Origin of the sequence: Chryseolinea serpens (assembly GCF_900129725.1) — a bacterium.
Classification (GTDB): Bacteria; Bacteroidota; Bacteroidia; order Cytophagales; family Cyclobacteriaceae; genus Chryseolinea; species Chryseolinea serpens.
In genome coordinates this window covers 1,122,978-1,145,979 of sequence record NZ_FQWQ01000001.1, presented here as the reverse complement: position 1 = coordinate 1,145,979, position 23,002 = coordinate 1,122,978, and the positions used below count along the sequence as shown (strand labels likewise).

Annotated in this window: 15 protein-coding genes; 11 read left to right on the top strand and 4 right to left on the bottom strand. The window is 48.4% G+C overall.

Annotated features, from left to right (window positions below; translation table 11 throughout):
• The first annotated feature begins 20 nt into the window (after positions 1-20).
• Complete coding sequence (locus BUB30_RS04430; protein WP_073131435.1) at positions 21-1,070, top strand: NAD(P)-dependent alcohol dehydrogenase; 1,050 nt, start codon at positions 21-23, stop codon at positions 1,068-1,070.
• 138 nt (positions 1,071-1,208) lie between these two features.
• Here BUB30_RS04430 and BUB30_RS04425 read toward each other — a convergent pair whose 3' ends face one another.
• Entirely contained in the window at positions 1,209-2,519 is a 1,311-nt protein-coding gene (locus BUB30_RS04425) for a cytochrome P450 (protein WP_073131433.1), read from the bottom strand.
• Positions 2,520-3,212: 693 nt separating this feature from the next.
• On the opposite strand from BUB30_RS04425, the gene BUB30_RS04420 reads away from it, so the two are divergent.
• The 6 genes from BUB30_RS04420 (at position 3,213) to BUB30_RS04395 (ending at position 10,614) form a co-directional block, all read left to right on the top strand.
• Positions 3,213-4,589 (top strand): alginate export family protein, encoded by a 1,377-nt coding sequence (locus tag BUB30_RS04420; RefSeq protein ID WP_084137894.1) that lies wholly within the window; start codon positions 3,213-3,215, stop codon positions 4,587-4,589.
• A 17-nt stretch (positions 4,590-4,606) separates the two neighbouring features.
• Positions 4,607-5,854 carry a CmpA/NrtA family ABC transporter substrate-binding protein gene (locus BUB30_RS04415; RefSeq protein WP_073131432.1) on the top strand — a complete coding sequence of 416 codons (1,248 nt, stop codon included), beginning with the start codon at positions 4,607-4,609 and terminating at the stop codon, positions 5,852-5,854.
• A gap of 52 nt (positions 5,855-5,906) precedes the next feature.
• Positions 5,907-6,779 (top strand): nitrate ABC transporter permease, encoded by an 873-nt coding sequence (gene ntrB, locus BUB30_RS04410; RefSeq protein ID WP_073131430.1) that lies wholly within the window; start codon positions 5,907-5,909, stop codon positions 6,777-6,779.
• Between the two features lie 11 nt (positions 6,780-6,790).
• Positions 6,791-7,612: an ABC transporter ATP-binding protein gene (locus BUB30_RS04405; RefSeq protein WP_073131428.1), complete on the top strand. Its 822-nt coding sequence runs from the start codon at positions 6,791-6,793 to the stop codon at positions 7,610-7,612.
• A gap of 478 nt (positions 7,613-8,090) precedes the next feature.
• Positions 8,091-8,459 (top strand): nuclear transport factor 2 family protein, encoded by a 369-nt coding sequence (locus BUB30_RS04400; protein ID WP_073131426.1) that lies wholly within the window; start codon positions 8,091-8,093, stop codon positions 8,457-8,459.
• Positions 8,460-8,613: 154 nt separating this feature from the next.
• Complete coding sequence (locus BUB30_RS04395) at positions 8,614-10,614, top strand: WG repeat-containing protein (protein WP_073131424.1); 2,001 nt, start codon at positions 8,614-8,616, stop codon at positions 10,612-10,614.
• Between the two features lie 243 nt (positions 10,615-10,857).
• Here the strand turns inward: BUB30_RS04395 and BUB30_RS04390 are convergent, their stop codons facing one another.
• The 3 genes from BUB30_RS04390 to BUB30_RS04380 form a co-directional block, all read right to left on the bottom strand.
• Positions 10,858-13,230, bottom strand: coding sequence for an ABC transporter permease (locus BUB30_RS04390; protein WP_073131422.1), 2,373 nt, complete (start codon positions 13,228-13,230; stop codon positions 10,858-10,860).
• Between the two features lie 161 nt (positions 13,231-13,391).
• Positions 13,392-14,003, bottom strand: a complete 612-nt coding sequence (locus tag BUB30_RS04385; RefSeq protein ID WP_073131420.1) for a hypothetical protein — start codon at positions 14,001-14,003, stop codon at positions 13,392-13,394.
• Between the two features lie 58 nt (positions 14,004-14,061).
• Positions 14,062-14,601, bottom strand: a complete 540-nt coding sequence (locus BUB30_RS04380; protein WP_073131418.1) for a hypothetical protein — start codon at positions 14,599-14,601, stop codon at positions 14,062-14,064.
• Between the two features lie 286 nt (positions 14,602-14,887).
• Between BUB30_RS04380 and BUB30_RS04375 the strand changes: the two genes are divergently transcribed.
• The 4 genes from BUB30_RS04375 to BUB30_RS04355 all read left to right on the top strand — a co-directional run bounded on the left by BUB30_RS04375 (position 14,888) and on the right by BUB30_RS04355 (position 22,989).
• Positions 14,888-16,804 (top strand): helix-turn-helix domain-containing protein, encoded by a 1,917-nt coding sequence (locus BUB30_RS04375; protein WP_073131416.1) that lies wholly within the window; start codon positions 14,888-14,890, stop codon positions 16,802-16,804.
• A gap of 60 nt (positions 16,805-16,864) precedes the next feature.
• Entirely contained in the window at positions 16,865-17,719 is an 855-nt protein-coding gene (locus BUB30_RS04370; RefSeq protein WP_073131414.1) for a CPBP family intramembrane glutamic endopeptidase, read from the top strand.
• A 164-nt stretch (positions 17,720-17,883) separates the two neighbouring features.
• Complete coding sequence (locus BUB30_RS04365) at positions 17,884-18,531, top strand: hypothetical protein (RefSeq protein WP_143164759.1); 648 nt, start codon at positions 17,884-17,886, stop codon at positions 18,529-18,531.
• Positions 18,532-19,932: 1,401 nt separating this feature from the next.
• Entirely contained in the window at positions 19,933-22,989 is a 3,057-nt protein-coding gene (locus BUB30_RS04355; RefSeq protein ID WP_073131408.1) for a SusC/RagA family TonB-linked outer membrane protein, read from the top strand.
• Positions 22,990-23,002 lie beyond the last annotated feature (13 nt).

The window sequence follows — 23,002 nt, the reverse complement described above, 5'->3', positions numbered from 1 at the left end:
AAAAACCCAAAACCTAAAACATGATCGCAACAAAAGCATACGCAGCTCAAAACGCTGCGGCACCCCTGGCACCGTTTAATTTCGACCGGCGCGATGTGGGTGTGAACGACGTACAAATTGACATCCTCTACTGTGGCGTCTGCCACTCCGACCTGCACCAGGTGCGCGACGAATGGGGAGGCTCCATCTTCCCCATGGTCCCCGGCCATGAGATTGTAGGCCGCGTCATAAAAGTAGGCAGCAACGTAAAGCGCTTTGCCGCAGGTGATCTCGCCGGCATCGGCTGCTTCGTCGACTCCTGCCGCACGTGCCCTAACTGCCAGGCAGGCCTGCAACAATACTGCGACAACGGCATGACCGCGACATATAACGGACTCGAGCGTGTCACCAAGAAGCCCACCTATGGCGGCTACTCCACACAAATTGTAGTGGACCAGGATTACACGCTTAAAGTATCCAATAAACTCTCAATCGAAGGCGTGGCCCCGCTGCTCTGCGCCGGCATCACAACGTACTCACCGCTTCGCCATGTTGGCGTAGGCAAAGGTCATAAAGTGGGTGTGCTAGGTCTGGGAGGACTGGGCCACATGGGCGTGAAGTTCGCCGCCTCCTTTGGCGCCGAAGTCACTATGCTCAGCAGTTCGCCTTCCAAAGAAGCCGATGCCAAGAAATTGGGTGCGCACCACTTCGCGCTCACGTCCGACAAGAACAAGATGAAATCATTGACCAATCATTTCGATTTCATCCTCAACACGGTGTCTGCTCCCCACGATTACAGCACTTACCTCAACCTCCTCAACACCAGCGGCACCATGATCGTGGTGGGCGTGCCCCCGACTCCTTCTGCCGTCCCCGCCTTCGAACTCATCATGCGCCGCCGCAGCATCATCGGTTCCCTCATCGGAGGCATCCCGGAGACACAGGAGATGCTAGATTACTGTGCGGATCATAACATTGTTTCGGATGTGGAGGTGATCGATATGCCGTATATCAATGAGGCGTATGAGCGCATGTTGAAGAATGATGTGAAGTATCGGTTTGTGATCGATCTCGCATCGCTGAAAAAATAGACCACAGCTAAAATTCATTTTTGAACCGCAGAGGCGCAAAGTACGCAAAGAGGAATCTCCCTTGCGTATTTTGCGCCTTTGCATTTCTTTGCGTTCTTTTTGCGCCCTTTGCGCCTCTGCGGTTTAATGTATTTGCACCTAAACAGTCTTCACCTTCAGCATCACTTTATCCGGCCGCAGCGTAACCAATGGCTTAATATTGGGTTCGATATTGCCCGGCTCGACATGAAACATCTGAATGAACGACTGTAGAAAGATCACCATCTCCGCCATGGCGAAATTGTTACCGATACACAGGCGAGGACCTGCTCCGAATGGATAGTATATTTTCTTAATGTCCTTATTATGCTCTTTTGAAAATCGGGAAGGCTTGAATGACAGTGCATCACTCCATTCATGGGCGTCGCGATGCAACCCGTAGTAGAAGATGACGATCACCGTTCCCTTTGGAATAGAAAAATCTGCGTACGCATCGTTTTCCAACGCCACCCGGTCACTGATCCAGGCGGGTGGATATAGGCGCATGCTTTCCCTGATCACATTATTCAGCGCTTCGTTCCCAACGACTTGATGCAATTCAAGAGACCGCGATGCCTCTCTCGCCATCCGTAATTCATCAGGATGATGCGCCAGTAAGTATAACGACCACGATAGGGCATTGGCAGTAGTCTCATGACCTGCAATCAGAATGATTAAGATCTCGTCGATCACCTGCTCTTCGGTCATGGGTTGACCGCTTTCTTCGTAGCGTGCTTCGAGTAGCATATCGAGCAGATCGTTGTGCCGGCCTTGGTCCTGTTTTCGTTGCCGGATGAGAGAGCGGATTACATCCCTGGCGCCTGCCGCCTTATCGAGATTTTCGCGTAGTTCACCAGACAAACGAAACCACCAGCGTTTATGAGGATTGCGCACCTCTCTCATGACATACTCCTGCACATCACTGATGAAGGTGGCCAGTTGTTGTCGCTGCGCTGCCGGTACGTTGACCGTAAACAACGTGTTGATAACGATGTCGAAAGCGAGTTTGTGCAGGAGTGGGTATACATCCACATCGCCCGTAGGGAACGTTAACAGGAACTCGTCGACCGTGCGCTTTATGGTCGCATAAAGCGCATGTATTTTTTCGGTGTGAAACCCCGGCTGAATGAGTCTCCGCTGTTTCAACCAGTAGTCGCCGTTGGCGGTAAGCAGTCCCTTGCCCAGAAATTTGCCCAGATATTCAGTCTGTATCGGTGACTTATGATAGTTACGATGATTTGATTTCAGAACATATTCGATCAAACCGGCATCTTGTGTGGCAATCATGCGCATCATGCCGAGGTTGACAGAATAGGTTCCGTTGAATCGGCTCATGCTCTCCTGCATGGTCCCGATAGGATTTTTGGTCTGCTTGTATGTGCGGACCATGGATGGAAAAAATGAGTAGCCCGGAGGAATGGATTTATTCATAGCGCGTATTCAAATGTCAAGTTATCATTTATCCTGGCGATGCGGAGTAGCCTGTCGAAACGAATAGCGAAGGCAGCGGCTGTTGCTGATAATGTTGAACTGGGACAAACTAAACACGTACATCGCAATCGATTTTCTACGTATTTAAATCCGTTTCGGTAATTTTATACGTATTTTTACGTGTTTATTACGTAATAATTACTTACTTGTATTACGTAAAAACACGTAATACACATGGTAGCACCCCCCACGACCAAAGCAACCAACATCAATTTATTGAATTTTAAGACTGTCCCTTTGCGGACTTTTCATACCCCCGTCCTTTGTTTTTTTGGCTGGTTTTGGCTCGCAGGATTTCTTTTTGCTTCAGCAACAGTCGCTTTTCGCGAAAGCCTTTTTATGACCGGCATCGCCGTTACGATGCTATCATTTGTCTCGCTTGCCTTTAGTCTTTCTAAGAATGCCCAACTCGTGTTGGTGTTGAACCCGAAGACACGGATCTGTACGGGAAGAAGATATGGCCTAACCTATAACCTAAGATATAACACAGTGAATCCAGAAATTAATTGAGATAAATCAACTCCAGGGAGACTGTTACCAGGTAATGGATCCCTAAAAATAAAGAGTCCCCTTTCAGAACTGCGAATTCTTCCAGGGGACAATCATTTAGTTGTGACACTAAAAATCAAAAATATGGATAAGAAAACTTACTCACCAATTTTAGCCCTTCTTTTTTGCCTGTGCCTGACCAGCCAGCTGAAGGCACAATTCACGGTTTCCGGACAGATAAGAACACGAACTGAACTACGCGACGGACAGGGTACACCTTCCGTTCGAGACACGGTTCCTGCTATGTTTACTTCGCAACGTACGCGTGTCAATTTCGGTTATGCAGGGTATCGTTTTAAGTTGTATGCTTCCCTACAAGATGTCAGAGTATGGGGACAAGATGCCTCATCGATAAACCGCACCACGAACGATGCTTACGATGGGTTTATGGTTCATGAAGCGTGGGGTGAAATCAGCCTGGTGGATACAGGCAAGGTCGTCAAAAACTTCACATTGAAAATAGGACGCCAGGAGTTGGTATACGATGATGTGCGACTCCTCGGAAATCTTGACTGGCTTCAGCAAGCCCGAAGACACGATGCGGCTTTGCTTAAATTTGAACATAATGGTTGGACGGCACATTTAGGTGCGGCTTACAATCAAAATGCCGAACGGAAATCGAATACGATCTACAATGGAACGCCTACGGGTTATGCGGCCAGTACGAATGGTATGAGCACCCTCTATAAATCCATGCAGTTCTTATACCTCGCTAAAAAACTTTATTTTGGAAATGTATCTTTCCTTGCCTTCAAGGATGACTTCAGCAAATTTCACTTTGCAGCGGCCGACGTTGACAAAAAGACTCCTATCTATGATAGAGGCGTTTGGAGCCGATATACCATTGGTGGTAACGCCTTTGGAACGGCTTTTAGAAAACTGACCTTTGCCGCGAGTGCTTTTTATCAGGGTGGACAATATCGTGAGGGCACAGCATTGGATGAGTATCTTCTTTCATTATCCACCCTGTACGCAGCCGGAAGAAAATTTAGCCTCGGACCGGGTGTGGATGTCACCTCCGGAAATAATGGATCTGATCCCACAAAAAAATATCAACGCTTCGATCCTTTATACGGCACACCGCATAAATTCTGGGGCTACATGGATTACTTCTATGTTGCCGATGGCTTTGGATCCAGTGGTCTGGTGGATTATTATTTCAAAACCAAATTCAAACCTAAAGACAACCTCACGCTTTCCCTGGATGCACATCGTTTCGTACTTCCAACGGCAGTGACAAATGAAGTGGGCACAGCGTTAGATAAAGCGCTGGGTACGGAGCTTGATTTCGTATTCAATTATGGATTGACAAAGGCGATCAACATTGAAGGTGGATATTCTTCCATGTTCTCAACGTCCACTCTCGTTTCGACGAAGGTGAAAAATGTAAAAAATGCTGACACGTTTTCGAGCTGGGCTTACCTGATGATCTCGATCAAACCTGAATTCATTCTGAAGTAACCTAAACCGAAACGATCATGAAAAACATAACCTATTATTTAAAAGCAACTTTCTCCTGGTTCGTGCTCCCCTTTATCGTATTGGTACTGGCTTCAGCCGCGCCGGTTAAAAATGATGTGAGTGAAAAAGAGGTCATTCGGCTTGGATTTATTCCCCTGACGGATTGTGCGCCAATCATTATGGCCAAGGAGCTTGGCTTATTTGAAAAATACGGTGTAAACGTGGAGGTAACGAAAGAAGCTTCCTGGGCGAATGTCAGAGATAAAATTTTAACCGGTGAATTGGATGGAGCCCATTGTCTTTTCAGCATGCCATTTTCGGTCTACACAGGGATAGGAGGTAAGGCAGGCTCGGAAATGAAAGTGGCGATGATCCTGAATAACAACGGTCAGGCCATCACCTTGTCGAAGGATTTTTGTGGCAAAGTAGGTTTTAAACAGACCGGCAAAGTGGCGTCTGTCGTGGCGGCTAAACTGAAGGCTGATAAAGAAGTTACATTCGCCATGACCTTTCCAGGGGGTACCCACGATGTCTGGCTGCGCTATTGGTTAGCGGCTGCGAACGTTAGCCAGAAGACTGCTAAGATCATCACGATCCCGCCACCTCAAATGGTGGCCAACATGAAGGTGGGTAACATGGATGGTTATTGTGTTGGGGAACCGTGGAATGGGGTCGCGGTTAAGCAAGGGATAGGGTTTACAGAAATTTCCACGCAGGATATCTGGAAGCATCACCCTGAAAAAGCGTTGGTGGTAAACAAAAAATTCAGCGAAACCAGACGCGAAGATCTGAAAAATGTAATGAAGGCTGTGCTGGAAGCATGCAAGTGGCTGGATAACCGCGCGAACAGAAAAAGAGCAGCAGAGATCATTGGCAAATTGCCGTATGTAAATGCTCCCGCAGATGTTATTGAAGCCAGGCTTATGGGGGATTACAATTTAGGATGTGATCAGGGAATAGAGATCTACAGGGACAATTACATGCTTTTCCACCGTAATGGTGAAACCAATCTTCCACGAAAATCACATGCGATCTGGTTCATGGCGCAGTACATGCGGTTTGATTATCTCAAAGAAGCGCCCGACTACAATGCGATTGCCGATAAACTTATTTTGCAGGACCTGTATAAGGAGGTGGCCACGAGTATGAAGATCAAAATTCCGGAGGATGATATGAAACCTTTTGTCATCGATCTGGATAAGGCAAAGTTTGATCCGAACGCGCCCGCTGATTATTTGAAGCAAGTGAATAGCATTAATCAATAGGAATCAGATTACCCTTCGTCAACAGGACGGAGGGTAACTAAAAAAAAGCAGTATGAAAAGAGCAATTGACATCCCCACCGCTGTGGCGGGCGAATTGACAAAAGAGAATAATGCTTCCCCTTCGTCATCCAGGTGGCAACCTGTTTTGAGAAAAATGGCATCGGTACTGGTTGGCCTTTCCTATAACCTTTTGGGATTTGTCGGGCTGATCGGATTTTGGTATTTCATCAGCCTGATCACAAAAGGAGAACTTCCCGGCCCTAAAGCTACGTCGGTCGTTTTTTTGGAATTGATAAGCGACCCCTTTTACGACTATGGACCGAACGAAAAAGGCATAGCCTTGCAATTGTTTAGTTCGTTAAGCCGGGTATTTACGGGATTTTTATTGGGATCGTTCATCGCCATACCCATTGGAGTGTTGATGGGTTCCAACTCTTTTTGCCGGAAAGTATTTTATCCCATCGTGCAGATTTTGAAACCCGTGTCTCCCTTGGCCTGGTTCCCCATCGGCCTCGTTGCATTCCAGTCGGCAAGCCATGCAACGGTCTTTATCATTGTGATTACATCCCTATGGCCCACGCTCATCAATACATCTTTTGGAGTAGCTTCCATTCCGGACGACCATAAAAATGTAGCCAAAGCCTTTGGGTTTTCAAGGTGGAAGTACCTCACAAAGGTCTTAATTCCCTATAGTCTTCCGCACATGATCACGGGGCTACGACTGAGCATCGGCGTGGCGTGGCTGGTGATCGTGGCGGGTGAAATGCTTTCCGGTGGAATGGGCATAGGATTTTTTGTGTGGGACAGTTGGAATGCTTTAAGCCTTGAACGCGTGATCTCGGCAATACTGATCATTGGGTTGGTAGGATTGCTGCTCGACTGGGGCTTCTCGTATTTGGAAAAGAAAGTGACGTATTCAATCTAACTGAAATTAGTATGAGCTATCTGAAAATTGAAAATATGGAAATAGCCTTCCATACGTTGAAAGGCAAATTTGTAGCCGTGAACGATATCAACCTGGAAGTTGAAAAGGGACAGATCATTTCAATCATTGGCCATTCAGGTTGTGGGAAGTCGACCATCATGAACGCCATAGGAGGGATGGTCTTTCCAACAAAAGGAAAAGTGGTATTAAATGGCAAAGAAATAAAAGGGCCCGGACCTGACCGTGGCATCGTTTTTCAAAACTATTCCCTGCTTCCGTGGCTGACCGTGTATCAAAATATTTTCGAAGCGGTGGACGCCGCATTGAAAAATAAGAGCAAAGCAGAGAAGCATGAAGTAGTTGAAAAGTATCTGAAGATGGTGAACCTCTGGGAACATCGGGAGAAGTATCCAAAGCAAATTTCTGGTGGCATGAAGCAACGTGTTGCCATCGCCCGGGCATTCGCCATTGATCCGGAGGTTCTTTTACTAGACGAGCCGTTTGGTGCACTGGATGCATTGACCAAAGCTTCCCTTCACATCGAGCTATTGAAATTATGGAACCTGACGCATCGCTCTAAAACGATTGTTATGGTAACTCACGATATTGAAGAGGCCGTATTTCTTTCCGATCGGATTGTCGTCATGAACAACGGTCCGGCCGCGACGATTCGCGAGATTGAGGAAGTAAATTTGCCGCGTCCCCGGAATAAAAAAGATACGGTGAATCTTCCGGAGTATCGAACGATTCGTGAACGACTGCTCAGCTTGTTGGTAGAGAAAGTGGCATTGGAAGAATCCGAGTTCTATAAAGAAGAAGAGAAGGCGGCATAGGATATTTCCAAAAGGAACTCCACGGCCCTGTCCGCCAACTGGCGGACTGACCACGGTGATAGCGTGGCAGTCACGCAAAGGATAGCGATGAAGCTATCGTCGTGGTTGAGGGCAACAGCGGGAGAGGTCAAGGCTAAAGCCCGGATCTTTTAAGGCTTTAGTTCTGACAAGGTTCGCGAGCCATACTTTGAATGTGGGAGGCCGAAGAACATTTGGCGGCCCCCTCGGAGGCCTCGGGTCGGGCTATCCGTTCCAAGTCCGTCCACGCTTGAGCCCGCGCACTTCGGGCTTTCCACTACTATCCCTGGCCGGACATAGAATGATGTAGAGAAAAATGCTCACTCCGTCGCCCCTGAAACACAGGCGAACAAGCCTCTCCGAATCTCAAAATGGATATATCCTCAGAAAACAAGGTGCATCACGCTCATAGATCATGGCACGATATTGTATCTTCACTATTCAATAAAGCCCAACCGCCATGACCCAGGAAAACGAAATTCTCATCTCACCCGTCACCGCCCGCGAAGTAGTACTCCTCTTCATCCAATCCCTCAACGACGAAGACTTCGCCACCGCCCGCGAACAACTCCACGACGACATGACCTTCACCGGCGTCCTCGGCACCCGCGAAGGCGCCGACATTTATATCGAAGACATGAAAAAAATGCGTCTGAAATACGACGTCAAAAAAGCTTTCGCCGACATCACCGATGTCAGCGTTTTCTATGACATCACGATGTCGGGCGTTACGGTGTTTTGCAGTGGGTGGTATCGCGTGGAAAATGGAAAGATCAGCTGGTTCAAAGTAGTCTTCGACCCACGACCGGTGCTGGAGCAAAAGAAGTGATTTAAACACCATAAGAATCCCACTGAAGGGGCTGATGAACCTGTGCAGCCAAAAATGATGTTTATGGTTTGCCTCTCTGTCATTTTTGACAAAACTCTTCGATGAGCGAGGGACTCCTAAAGTGTGTATATTTGCTGCACTTTTTGCATAACAAATGAGTTCCTGGCCCAAGCATACACCCGTTCTTCTGGCAAGCTTTCTTTCTATCTTCGTCGTGACGGCATACTCCCAGCAAGAGACCATTGACAGCCTTACGACAGTTGAGACCCACTATAGAAATGGCAAGATCAAGGACAGAACGACCGTCCGCTATATCCATTATTATCTCTTTGACCATCGGAGTGAAAAATACCGAAGAAGGCTCCATTGTACCGTTCGCGATAATTTTGATAAACGGGGTAGGCTTGTGCGAAGGGATTCTTTGCCGGCAAGGGATAGTTTGCTTTTTTGTGAGAAATACTTCGGAGCAGATGGCCTTTTAAAGACAAAGATTTTTTATGAGAAGAATGCTGTCTCTCCTCGCAAGGAAGGAACTTTCAAGCGAACCTCAGACTATAAGAAACTCGACGCATATTCCTATGATGAGAATCGCGAAGTGAGAATCGAATACTCAAAAGAAAGAACTCCGAAATTTGAAGTGCAATTAGAGGCGGGTCGATATACGTTTAGTAGCAATTCCTATGAGGCCGGATACAGGCGATTTAAACACTTAAAGTACGCGATTGTTGTTCGCAGAAAAAGATATATAGAGGTACGCGGGTTGGATCCCATCCATAGAACCACACTTTTTGTATTGAAGTTGAATGCGTCAAATCCACTCATACGGTCGGCCAACTTGAACCTTGATTCGGTTTTCAACAAGTGGAACGTGATGAGGTTTTTAACCCCGAGGGTCGGGGTTATCCCGGATTTGGGGTTGATCACTTATTATGAAGAAAAACTTCGAAAAACGCGTATCCTGGATTTGAGTTTCAATGCCATCATTCGCGAACCCGTTGAGCGTGTGACTGTGTTAAGGCCTCCAGGAAAACGAAGCTATCTCTTGATTTGTCAGGAAAAGTGCGGTCTATTTACGGCGAGGGGCAAGGCCATCATACCGCCCCTGTATGATGCCATTGATCACCAGGGGGACTATCTTATAATACGCAAGGACCAACAGAGTGCATGTTTTGATTATCGTGGAAACATAATCATTCCATTCAGAAAAAATGCGGGTTATCACATTTCAGAGGACAATATGGCTGTTGTCGATAAGCATTCTAGCTCAAAAGAACACGGGTCCTTGCTGATAAACATGGTATCGGGTGATACTGTCTATAACGGCCGGGTACTATCTTATTATAATAATTTTGGTGTCGTTTATGAGGAGAGAGGGAATAGTGTAGTCAACGCAAAGGGCGAATGGATAATACATCCTAATGAACGTATCAGGGACATAAAGGTCACTTCGGACGGTATGGCCTTTATAGAATTAACTAATCCTAGATTTCATTCGCTTTCCGGCAGCGAGAGGTCGTATTGGCTTGAGAAGTACGAATTGAAAAAGCCCGACTCCGCGCATGAAAAAAAAATCGATTTGTTTGCCCGTTATCCGGATTTTCAACCGTGGAAATACAGATATGTACTGTTCAATTTAAAAACCGGGAAGATCGATACGCTTGCGATAGATCATGGCGTATTGGAAGAAAATCCGACTTATAGCCTTAGCCGGGCCGGAGAAAAATTCATAAACGGTTATATAAAGATAGAACTGCATCCTCAATGGTCACAGGGACGTTCTTCGTTCTTATCGCTCGACGGCGAAGTGATCAATCTTCCGCCTCGCTTTACTAAAATAAAATCCGAGATGAATGCGCACAAACAGGCCATCGTTGTACAGTCCAAGAAAATCGACACTCCCGGAGGGCAACGGAACGAGGAGTTCGAAGGTGTAATCGATGCGTCGGGCAAGGTGATAATTCCTTGCGATTTTTCCGTTTGCGACGAGGATCCGTATGGATATGGGTATATCGTTTATGGGGATAGTTGCTATGGACTAATTGATTTTGAGGGAGAATGGCTTATTCCATTGGAACCACGTTATGATGACGTGCAAAGAAAAATACGCGAAGCGGAAGATGATTTTTTCACTTATTCGACTGATCAGATATTTTAGTTTTGGTCACACTACCCGCAACGGCAACTATCAAACGTTACGGAACCGTTGTGAGACCATTGCCCGTCCGTGTCAAGCTATAGATAAGTCATAGATGGGGCCGTACGTAGACGAACCATAGGTAGGCCAGGGCCATAAAAAGCTCAGAATAAGTCTAGACAGCCCAAACCAAAAGACTCCGTACCACAGCCACAGCCCTTGAGGCTTGTGCTATAAAAATAACGCAGAAAATTCCTTCAGGATCTATTCCGATCGCAACGATTTCACCGGATTTGTCGTCGCCGCTTTGATCGACTCAAAGCTCACCGTCAACCAGGCAATGATCAGCGCCGACACAAAGGCGATAGCGAAGATCGTCCAGTCAATATCCACATGAAAGGCAAAGCCGTTTAGCCATTGACTCATCCCATACCAGGCCAGCGGCACGGCGATGGCCGTAGCGATGAGGATGGGGCGGGTGAAGGTCGCTGACAATAAATAAACCAACTGGAATCCTGAAGCACCAAGCACTTTGCGTATTCCCAATTCGCGCGTGCGTCGCTCGGCGAGATAAGCCGATAAACCGTACAGCCCAAGACAAGAGATCACAATGGCCAACACGGCAAAGACATTGAACAGGTTGCCCAACCGTTGCTCGGACGTGTATAATTTGGCAATATCCTGGTCCACAAAATTGTAGTTGAAGGGATAGCTTGGGTTGATCTCTTTGCACATTTGCTCCAGCGCCTTGATGGTGTTGTCCGTTTCACCGGGCAGCGTGCGGACGATGGCATATCCTCCCCAAGTATTGCGATTCAGGAACATCGGACCGATAGGCTCCTGAACAGGTTTGAAGTTGAAGTCCTTCACCACGCCAATGATCGTGAGCTCTCTGTTCCACACCGTGATCCTGGTTCCCACGGCGGACTCCAACGGCATGTCCATCGTTTTTAGTGCGGCTTGATTCACGATGATACTCGTGGAATCGGCCTTGGCATTTTCAGTATAACCATGGCCCTCCACGAAGGTGGCCTTAAAAACCTCTTCGAAGTTTTCGTCGATGGCCGTGTTGTAGAACAGGGGCTGCGAGTTCGGGTCCTTTCCTTTCCACTCCACGCTGACCGTGGCGCCGGAAGAAGATGTCGGCAGGCCAGAGATAAAGGAGTATTGACTGGTCAGCCGGTTGCTGGCGAGCTTGGTGCGCATCGATTCATATTTGCCCCACATCTCGCCGGTCATGGGCACATACAGCAGGTTCTCCTTGTCGAAGCCCAGGTTCAGGTGTTGGATGTATTTCAGTTGGCGATAGACGATCGCGGTGCCGACGATCAGGGAGATCGACACGGCAAACTGGATCACCACCATGGTGTTCCGGAACAAGCTTCCGGAGCCACCGCCGTTGAAATTTCCTTTCAGCACCGTGGCCGGAAGAAATCCCGAGAGGTAGAGCGCCGGGTAACTGCCCGCCAACAAACCGGTGACGACCGTGATACCCAACAGCCCTGTGATGAGCCTCACGTTGGTAAGATCAAGGGAGAGATTTTTTCCACCCAGTGTATTGAAATAGGGGAGTGCGAGATAGATCAGCAGCAAGGCCAGCACCAGCGAAAGCAAGGCGACGATCAACGACTCGGCGAGGAACTGTCCCACGAGGTGAGGCCTTATGGCACCCACCACTTTGCGCAGCCCAACTTCTTTTGCCCGTCGTGCGGCGCGCGCGGTGGCGAGGTTCATAAAATTCAGACATGCCACCACCAGGATGAAGACGGCCACCACCATAAAAATGTATACGTTCTGTGCGTTGCCGTGACCGGGAAGGTCGGCCAGGAAATTGGAATAGAGATGGATCTTCGCCAGCGGTTGCAGTATGAAGCTTACCTTTAGTACGGTTTCGTTTTTCTTATAGACGTTTTGGATCTTTTTTTCCAGGTCCGCAATGCCCGCCTTCGACTGCGGGGCTTTGCTGCTCAGTCTAAAGTAGGTGTACCAATTGTAGTTGTCCCAAATGTTCTTTTTGAGGTCGTCGTTTGTACGGGCCAGGAAGCGCATGGGCACGACAAAATCGACGTGCAAATGAGAGTTGTCGGGGATGTTGGCCATAACGGCCGTCACCGTGAAGTCTTCTTTGTTGTCTTTGCGGATGGTTTTTTCGAGCACGTCGGTGGTGCCGAAATATTTGAGGGCCATTTTTTCGGAGATCACAATGCCCTCCGGGTTCAGCAAGGCTTTTTCGCGGTCGCCCTTGATCAGGGGAAAGCTGAACATCTTGAAGAAATTCGAATCGGCAAAAACGAGACCATCCTCTTCGAACTTGATGTCACCCACCTGGATCAGCTCGCGATTCACGCTGGAGATACGCACCACGTCTTCCACTTCGGGGATCTCGTTCTTTATCGCCTGTGCCAACGGGGCGGGGGTTACGGCGGCGTGCACCTTCATCTCGGGCAGGGTTGCCGTGATCCGGTATAGCCGCTCATAGTCGTTGTGGAACCGGTCATAACTCAACTCGTCATTGACCCACATCCCGATAAGCGCCGTACACGTGATCCCCAGCGCCAGGCCGAAGATGTTGATGAACGAAAAGCCTTTCTGGCGGAGTAGGTTTCGGATGGCGACTTTGAAGTAATTACGGAACATAAGCAGGTCGGTTTTGTGTTGCTAAGACGCCCAAAGCTACCAGAATGTTGCACAGGGAGAAAATTATTCTGCAGGACTTTGACGATCCCGCTTGCTTCAGCGGAGACCTTACCCATCCACGACACCGGATGTTCTCCGGCAATGCGCTCTTTTACTGTATTTTATTCAATCTTTCGCGCGCCTTTGGGGACCTTGCCATTCCAAAATTCCTCCCGTTGTGCAGGGTCACCTAAATCCATAATAAATTTAGTCCAATGCCCGTGAATGTCGTTAACGGCCATACTCCATTCCCCTGAAACATCGTCCCGGAATTGCCAGAGAATGTGATAGCCCTCCCGGTTGGAGAATCCTTCATGGTCGGCTTGAATTATGCCTTTTGTGCTCTGCCATATCATTGATTTGAGTTCGCCAACGATGGACCAATTCTCCTCATTGTCTACGCTATTCAGGATTTGAAAAGCGTAAATTACCTTTACCTCGTTGAGATACTCTGTTAACCACGTGGCGGCCGAAGTGGGTTTATAATCTAATACCTCCTCCTGAAACTCCTCGATTTCTTCTTCACCGAGCTCTCCCTCAAGAACAATATTTTTTTCAATCAGAATGATATCCCGGTCTTTTGCATCCTTCACCAGCAAGGTTGTCCAATCTTCTTCGTCGCCGTCATCAACTTCAAGCGTTGCTTTTAGATTCTGCTCGCGTAGGTAGTCACGTAACTTCGTAACGGGTATCGCTGGATTTGTCTCGCCTAAGACACGGATATAGTGGGGCATATCGTTGGTTGCTTGATTTTTTTGCAGTTGTCGGTTTGAACGAAGGTTAGTTCCAAATTTAATATGTGAAATTGGAAACGTTATCCCGGATGAATTTTATCAAGCTTTCAGAAATCGCTGTGCGATGCCGATCGTGCCATTTTTCAATCCCTTCCCAGTCACCATCGATCATCGGCAGTGCGATGCCGGGGAAGCCAAAGAAATTATAGCCCTCAATTAGCCTGGCTTTATCTTTGTCGTCTTCGCTGTCCACATACTTGACACAGTCTCCTATGAAGACCATCATTTCGAAGTAGTAGATGTCGTGGAGGAACCGAATGTATTCTGGGAATATGCCCCAGAGTAGCTCCCGATCCTTATACTTTCGGGGATCTGAATTGTAGATCGCGCTGATTTTATCTTCGGCCCTCGTAACCACGAGTTTGACCAGATCAACCGGGGCCGTGGAGAGAATTAATTCTTCTGTCATGGGCTCCGGAATAATTCCCAATTCCACTTTTGCATAATGCACGTCCTTGGGATCGTCCGAAGCGAGCATGGCTTCAAGTCTTTTTATCCTGAGCTCGTTGACTAATTGTTTCTTTCTTTTTTTATCCATAACATAATTTAAAATCCCGTTGCCGCCAATGGTGAAGGGCTATCCGGGAGCGTTTCACAGGGGGCGGCCGTTGTGGGCGATTGTAAGGTCCGTTCCTATCCCGTCAACAAAAATGTAAAAAAATCCATAAGGCAGCTCACGATTCGGATGAGAGGGCCAGAAAAAGGGTCAGTCAAATTTGCAAAAAAAACGCTGCACAGATGTTTCAATAATTCCAGCTTGATCCCCACGCTAATCCCCCAAACCTCGTATATTCGCTGTTCGGGAAATGTTTTAATCGGAAAAAATGCCGGCGCCTACCAACCTCGTGAGCAGACTAGACCGCACTTCGCGGCCCTATTTTTTTGCGCTTTTCCTGGTGTTGGCGTCCTTTCATGTGCGCGCACAAATCCGTATAGAAGTCATTAAGCACCCCAAGTTTATCCTGAAAGATTCCAGCCTGTTCATTTCCGGTACCTTCAATAACTGGAGCCCCGGCGAGGAAAACTTCAAGCTCACCCGGCGCCCCGACGGTGTCTACTATTTCGACCTCCCCGACACGCTCACCAGTTTCGAATACAAATTCACACAGGGCGGCTGGCAGATCGTAGAAGGTTATGCCGACGGCAAGATCCTGCCCAACCGGGTCTATAACCGGCAGTTGGAAGACAATCCCCACCTGATCCGGGTCGTCATAGAAGGGTGGGAGAAGCAACCCGAATACACCCTCATCGTCGACAAGGTGCCCGAGAGCACTCCGTTCGACGCATCGCTTTATGTGACGGGAAATTTCAACAACTGGAACCCCGGCGACAAGAACTACAAACTCCGCAAACAGATCGACGGCAGCTACCAGGTGCTCATTTACTTTAACGGCGAACGCATCGACTACAAGTTCACCCGCGGCACCTGGAAATCGGCCGAGAGCAGCTCGGGGGGACGCACCATGGCCAACCGCTCCACCAACCGCCGCTCGGCCACGGGCAAGATCAGGGTGGAGATTGCAGGCTGGGAAGACATCTCCGGCGGACTCCAGCTCTATTCCATCTATGACCTGTTGCTATTGTTTTCCGTGTTCCAGGGCTTGCTGCTCATCGTCACCATTCCTACCATACAGGAGTACAACCGGGAGGCTAACCGCTGGCTCATCCTGTTGATCGGCTTCACGTCGGCCATCCTGCTTATTAAAGTGGTGTCGGGCTACCCGGAAGTGGAGCATACGCTGCCCAAGCTGCAGCTGATCCCGGATTTTATTTTGTTTGTGTACGCACCGTTGTTCTATGCCTATATCCAGCGCCTGCTGTTCCAGTCGCGAAATCAGCTTCGACTGGTCTTTTACGTGCCGGTGTTTGTCCAGTTTTTTGTTTACATGGTCTATTTTCTCATGGACCAGCCCGCGTTTCAGGCCAAGCTCATCGAACCGGAGTCCGAGTTGCGGATCATCCGTTTCTGCATGTCGTCGGTAGCCCTGGGGTTGAACATCTATTATTGGGTAAAATGCCTGGGGGCCATCAATTTTTATAAGGTGAACTACCAGAACAGCAACTCCTACGAACAAAACCTGCAATACCTCAACACGGTGCTCTTTATCCAGGCCGCCTGTTTGGTGGTGTGGTTTGTCACGTTTGTGGCAGCCGTGCTGGCCTGGATGTTCGGATGGGAAATTTCAAACGTCATCGACATCAGCATCGACACCCTTTGGATGACCTTTTCCGTGATCACCTTCTTCCTCGGCTACTTCGTCATTCACGAACCCGACATCTTCCGTCTACCCCAGACCCTTTCACAAGTCGACGAACTCAACAAGGTGGAACTTGATCACCAGGTGATCGATTATCTCAATCACATCGGCAAAGAGAAAGAGGAGGTATCCATGGAGAACCTCGACATCCTTAAGGAGAAGGTCACCAGCTACATGGAGAAATACCAGCCCTACACCAACCCGAAGCTGTCGCTTGTTGAACTTGCTTCGCGTCTTAAGCTTCAGCCGCATATTCTTTCAAAGGTTATCAACAGCGGTTTTGGCATGAATTTCTTTGATTATATAAATACTTATCGCATCGATGAATTCAAGCGTAGGGTGGAGGATCCGCAGTACAAAAACTATACCCTGCTGGGGATCGCGCTGGATGTAGGATTCAATTCGAAGACGGCGTTCAATCGTTCATTTAAAAAGATCACCAGTCAAACGCCGAGTGCGTTTTTTAATACGCTGAAGGAATAATCGAAGGGCCATCATCCCCTAACGATTGGTCCTTTAAATCCTAAGTAATTTTATTTGCAAATGATGTTGTTGAAGGATTTGAGTCAAATGGAGAAAAATAGGGGTCGTTGGCTTTTGTACTTTTTTCTCTTTTTGATTTTGTTGATTGTTCTCAAAGGGTTGCTGGTTTACGTTTACCTCATTTTGTCGTTGAATGACTATCAGGCAACAATACAATTGCCGGTTACCGAGATAACCGCTATTGTGGTAACCTGCATTCTAGGGCCTATTTATGAAGAAGTTATATTCAGACTTCCATTAAAATTTAATATAGTATTCGTTAGAGTGTCGCTTTGCCTTTTCTTGGCCGATCGTATCTTTCGCTATGAAACGGCGCATTTATTCTTGGGGGTTGGACCGTTTTTATCGTCGCGCGTCTTCCTATTTGTAGTGCTCGCTTCGACGTGTGTGTTTCTGACGTATCAGTCAGCGGCCGTTGAAAAACTCCAAACCATTTGGGAGAATAAGTTTTTGTGGATTTTGGTGATTTTACAACTTATTTTTGGATTCGCACACCTGGGCCAGTTTGATTTCGACATTAGTGGGACCAAGCGCTTTGTTCCTGTTATTGTTTTAATTTTTTCTGTCATGGGAGTCTTTTTCGCCGTGATAAGAATGAAGCTCGGAATGGTTGCTGCCATCATCTTTCACTGTTTATTCAACGCTATGTACTTGATTGTAGATGTCGGGGCAGTGTGGCGAAAAGTTCGGGATCCGTTCGGGCGTATTGAAGAAAAGGTTCGTGAAGAGGGACGACATCATATGGACAGCGCGCTCCATGCGCTGGAAGACCGCAATCGAGCTGCAAAAAAAACTGCCGATAGTTTGCAGTCAGTGATTGATAGCCTGAAGAATAGAAAAAATGCGAAGAACTGACAACCTTCGCAGGTTTGTTGCGGGCAAATTTTGCCGAAGAGGGTTGATGTGGGATGTTAGATATTCAGACGTTAGATTTAGAGGATGTTAGGTGTCAGCGTGCCGCGGGCCAGTTTTGCCAGTTACTTTTTAAATCCGAGCAATAGCGTACCATGCCGTTAAATGTGAAGAACTATACACTCATCTTGATCGCGGGACTGCTCATCAGCTCTTGCGCCATAACGAAACCCTATCAAAATCCACAACACGCCGTTTATGCGAAAATACTGACCCCTTACGAAAAGAGCCTGATCGATCGAAAAGGAGAGATAACAAAAGACATTGAACTGTACGATCCGCTCGATATGAATTTGTGGAAGGCTATGTTGAAAGGGACCCTGAGAATATTTAAAACCGAAGACCCGGAAGTCTTTAATTTTGTCGAGATCGGCCCCTGGGTGACCATGACGCGCGGCGGCAGCCACCTGCTGACCAGTTATCACATAAAAGACACAACCTTAAATGATAGTCTCGGAAATACATTGTCAAAAGTGGTGTACTACGAAGACAGGCTGGGAAAATATTCCCTGGAGAAGAAATACACCTCAAGAATGATTCACCACCAGCTCATACAACATGTCGAACTCTTTATAGACACGGCCTTGGTAAGTGAATTCGACATGAGGATCCTTGATTATGAGATCCCAAAATCCGACTCACAAAAACGTAAAGTAGTGGTGGGAGTGTGCAATGATTACTGGGAAGGAAAACTTGTGCGGACGAGAATGTACGACAATGAGGGGAACTTGATAAAAGAGAGCAAGTGGGAGTAGCAGTAGCAGGGGAGGAGCCAGGAGTTAGAGACTTTGTATAGAGGGACCTTTTGTAGCTTATCAGTAATGGAAAAATTGAAGATAAATTTGGTTGAATACTTTTTGGCCGTTACCCTGCTGACATTGTTCAGTTCAACTGAATATTTGATCATACCCGAAATCGCAAACTATGAAGTGTTTTCATATATTTTGGGAGGAGGATTAATGCTATATGCAATCCTCTTTCTGATTATCTTCTCAATTGAGCTAGTATTTAAGATCGGGAAAGATTCCCTAGCGCCGATAAATTTTGTCATTTATTTTACTTGAGGTAATTTTATTTATATTTTCCGGGAGCTCGTTAATAATTTCCTTATTTGATAAAAAGAATGTTCATCTGTTCTTATTATTCCAAAGCAGTCCCTTATTCGCCAGAGTAATACTCTTGTACTATGGGAGGTTTCGCGCATCCACGCGGTCGGGAAGACCGTGAAGCCAGGCAGTACCGTCATGTCGCAGGCACAAGCTTTTTAAAAACCTACGCCCGTAGTCCAAGACATCCCGAATTCCGAAAGCACTGAAACCGGATAAGCTGCGCACGAACTAAAACGAACACGGGCAAACACCGAAGGCCGCGCGCCCGATTTCAAAGGCATCACCACACGAATCCGAAGCGCTTTCCACGGGATTCCTTGGGCCACTTGCGAAGCTCGAGGAAACGCGTGCCTGCGGAATGACGTGCTTGTCGGAAGGCCCGGCAGTACTCGTCATGTCACAGGCACAGGCCTTTTAAAAACCTACGCCAGTAGTCCAAGACATCCCGAATTCCGAAAGCACTGAAACCGGATAACCTGCGCATGAACTAAAACGAACACCGGCAAACATCGAAGGCCGCACGCCCGATTTCAAATGCATCACCACACGGATTCCAATGCGCTTTCCACGAGATTCCTTGGGCCACTTGCGAAGCTCGAGGAAACGCGTGCCTGCGGAATGACGTGCTTGTCAATACTGCCAGTGCGTATTCCAGAATAGCTGGTGCCGAACACTGACCCCGAATTTTTCGACTCCTGGCTCCTGAATTCCCCCGTTGTTCTAAACTTGCGGGATCGATTCCGGAACCACGTACCACTTTACACTTCCAGCATTCAGTCCCCACCCAAAATCAGGTTCCACTTTAAGAAATGGAACCTGCTTCAATCCCTTTCAATAATCTGATTATCAGTATTTTATGAAAGCGGCACCCCCTCCGTTGTAATGCATTTTCATTTTTGCTCAAAGTGGGCCGACTCAGGGCCTGGCGAGTGGTACGTTGCAATCGTTTCCTAAGAGAATTCAAACGGGTGCGGCCGGCTCCAGACGGTGGGACCCCGGGTCCTTTTCGGGAACCGCAAACAAAAAAACTTAACCTAATCTAAATCTATGAGAGAACTGTTTACAACACGATTTACGTGGATGACGGCAATGTTGCTCCTTACCAGCACATTGGCGTGGGCACAAAGCAAGGTCGTAACAGGTAAGATCACATCCGCCGAGGACGGTGCTTCCTTGCCGGGGGTGAACGTCCTGGAAAAAGGAACTTCCAACGGAACGGTCACCGATTCCAATGGCCACTATTCCATCAGCGTTACCGATAACGCAACACTTATTTTTTCCTTTATCGGCTACAAATCGCAGGAAGTGATCGTGGGCGGCCAGTCGGCCGTCGATCTTACCCTCCAGGTCGATGTCACCTCCCTTTCGGAAGTCGTGGTGGTGGGCTATGGCCAACAGGAAAAGAAAGACGTAACGGGCGTGGTCGCTACCGTGGATTCCAAGTCCTTTAATAAAGGGGCCATTGTTTCGCCAGACCAATTAATGAATGGCAAAGTGGCCGGCGTTCAGATCTTGCCGTCGGATGGCCAGCCGGGATCGGGTTCCAGCATCCGCATCCGGGGGGGTACTTCCATTAATGCTAGCAACGAGCCTCTCTATGTTGTAGACGGCATTCCCGTGGTTTCGGATGGAACCGCCGCCGGCCGCAACCCGCTCAACTTCATCAACACCAACGACATCGAGACGTTCACGGTGTTGAAAGACGCGTCTGCGGCCGCTATCTACGGATCGCGTGCTGCCAACGGCGTTATTCTCATCACCACCAAGCGTGGCAAGAGCGGCGCCCCGACCCTGAGCTATGATGGCTTTGTGTCGGTGGGAACCGTGGCCAAGAAATACGACGTCTTCAACGCTGACCAGTTCCGTTCTGTGGTGTCCTATTATGCACCGCAAAACCTGAAATACATGGGCAATCCCGAAGCCGCTGATGTGGCCGATCGCGCCTATAACACCAACTGGCAAGACCAGATCTTTCAAACGGCAGTAGGGCAGAGCCATAACCTCTCGCTGTCGGGCGGCACGGACAAAACGAACTACCGCGTTTCGCTGGGTCATCTCCAGCAAGACGGTATCATCAAGACCTCCTACACCAAGAAGACCAACATCGGCGTCAACTTCTCTCAACTCGCCCTGGACGACGCGTTGAAAATCGACGTGAACGTGAAAGGCGCTGTAACGGAAGACTTCTATTCTGCCGATGTTATCGGCGCTGCGATCTCCTACGATCCTTCGCACCCGGTATATGATGCCAAAAGCCCTTTTGGCGGCTACTATGAATACTACGATTCCATCGGCGGCAAGCGCGTACCCAAAGTGAACTCGCCGAACAACCCGGTGTCCAGCCTCATGCAAAGTAAGGACGTGGGCTCGGTGTTGCGCAGCTTGGGCAATCTGCAGTTGGACTATAAAGTGAAAGTCGTTCCCGGCCTGCGCTTCAACGTCAACCTGGGCTATGATGTGACCCGCGGTCAGCGCAAGCAATTCCTGCCCAGCACCCTTAAGGCAGAGAACAGCCCCGACACGGGCAAGGTGGTGATCCAGAACCCTTATAAGAACAGCATGCTGTTTGAGGGTTACATCAACTACACGCGCGACCTGAAGTCGATAAAAAGTAAAGTGGATGTAACGGGTGGTTATTCGTGGCAAAGCTTCTATGCCGAAAATCACGGCTACACCGCTACGCAGTTGAGTACAAACATCTATGGCTACAACAACCCTGGCGTAGCGCGCAAGACCATTCCCTTCGATCCCCTGAGCACAACGGCCATCCCATCCCTGGGTGAGAACCGGCTCATCTCGTTCTTTGGGCGGGTCAACTATTCGTATGATGAACGATTCTTGTTGACGGTGAACCTTCGTCGAGACGGGTCCACGCGCTTTGGCCCCAACAACAAATGGGGAACGTTTCCTTCCGCTGCTATCGGTTGGAGAATTGCGAACGAAAACTTCATGCAGAACCAGAACATCTTCAGTGACCTGAAACTGCGCGCGGGCTATGGTATTACCGGTAACCAGGACATTGGAAATTTCCGCTACCTGGGCACCTACACGCCGAGCGACCCGCAAGCGAACTATCAATTCGGTAGCGCTTATTATACCACCATCCGCCCTTCGGGTTATGACACCAACCTGCAGTGGGAACAAACCGCATCTTCCAACATCGGTTTGGACTTTGGTGTGTTGCAAGGCAGACTTTCGGGATCCATCGAAGTCTATCAAAAGAATACAGACAAACTGTTGTTTACCCGTGCGGTGGCACCCGGTGCAAACCTCACGAACACCATCCTGACCAACATTGGTAAAGTGCAAAACAAAGGTGTCGAACTCTCCCTCGACGCGGTGGCCATTTCCACGCCAAGCCTCACCTGGAACGTGGGCTTCAACGCCGCCTACAACACCAACAAGATCACGCAACTGGACGGCAACAACGACCCTGATTTCCCGGGTTATGCCGCCGGCGATAACATTGCGGGTGGTGTTGGAAACAAGGTCGAGATCCTGCGCGTAGGCCAGCCGGTAAATGCCTTCTATGTATTTGAACATAAGACCGGCGCGGATGGCAAACCCGTGAACGATAACCTGGGTGCTGAGGACAAGACCAACATGTATGTGGATCAGAACAATGATGGTATCATCAACGAAAAAGATCTCCGTCCTTTCCACCGCCCGGCACCGCGTGTGCTGATGGGACTCACCTCGCAGTTGAACTACAAGAACTTCGACTTCAGCTTCACGTTGCGGGCGAACCTGGGCAACTATGTCTACAACAACGTAGCGTCCAACTCTACGTTCCAGCGCGCCGGCGACGCTTTCCGTCCCCTCAACCTGATCACGAATTCGCTGCGGGCCAATTATTACACACCGCAGTACTTCTCTGATTTTTATGTAGAGAACGCCTCCTTCCTGCGCATGGACAACCTCACCCTGGGGTATTCGGTGAAGCAGCTCACGAAAGCCAACATCCGCGTGTATGCCACGGTGCAGAATGCGTTTGTGATCACCAAGTACAGCGGTATCGATCCTGAAGTATCCGTTTCGGGCATCGACAACAACCTGTATCCGCGGGCCAGAACGTTCGTGTTTGGTGTGCACATCGGACTCTAATCCTCATTCATAA

Bases quoted from the DNA above. Each gene is read 5' to 3' on its own strand.
- BUB30_RS04390 (WP_073131422.1), bottom strand. From the start codon at position 13,230: ATGTTCCGTAATTACTTCAAAGTCGCCATCCGAAACCTACTCCGCCAG.
- BUB30_RS04405 (WP_073131428.1), top strand. From the start codon at position 6,791: ATGAGCTATCTGAAAATTGAAAATATGGAAATAGCCTTCCATACGTTG.
- BUB30_RS04430 (WP_073131435.1), top strand. From the start codon at position 21: ATGATCGCAACAAAAGCATACGCAGCTCAAAACGCTGCGGCACCCCTG.
- BUB30_RS04370 (WP_073131414.1), top strand. From the start codon at position 16,865: ATGATGTTGTTGAAGGATTTGAGTCAAATGGAGAAAAATAGGGGTCGT.
- BUB30_RS04415 (WP_073131432.1), top strand. From the start codon at position 4,607: ATGAAAAACATAACCTATTATTTAAAAGCAACTTTCTCCTGGTTCGTG.
- BUB30_RS04385 (WP_073131420.1), bottom strand. From the start codon at position 14,003: ATGCCCCACTATATCCGTGTCTTAGGCGAGACAAATCCAGCGATACCC.
- BUB30_RS04425 (WP_073131433.1), bottom strand. From the start codon at position 2,519: ATGAATAAATCCATTCCTCCGGGCTACTCATTTTTTCCATCCATGGTC.
- ntrB (WP_073131430.1), top strand. From the start codon at position 5,907: ATGAAAAGAGCAATTGACATCCCCACCGCTGTGGCGGGCGAATTGACA.
- BUB30_RS04400 (WP_073131426.1), top strand. From the start codon at position 8,091: ATGACCCAGGAAAACGAAATTCTCATCTCACCCGTCACCGCCCGCGAA.
- BUB30_RS04375 (WP_073131416.1), top strand. From the start codon at position 14,888: ATGCCGGCGCCTACCAACCTCGTGAGCAGACTAGACCGCACTTCGCGG.
- BUB30_RS04355 (WP_073131408.1), top strand. From the start codon at position 19,933: ATGAGAGAACTGTTTACAACACGATTTACGTGGATGACGGCAATGTTG.
- BUB30_RS04395 (WP_073131424.1), top strand. From the start codon at position 8,614: ATGAGTTCCTGGCCCAAGCATACACCCGTTCTTCTGGCAAGCTTTCTT.
- BUB30_RS04420 (WP_084137894.1), top strand. From the start codon at position 3,213: ATGGATAAGAAAACTTACTCACCAATTTTAGCCCTTCTTTTTTGCCTG.
- BUB30_RS04380 (WP_073131418.1), bottom strand. From the start codon at position 14,601: ATGGATAAAAAAAGAAAGAAACAATTAGTCAACGAGCTCAGGATAAAA.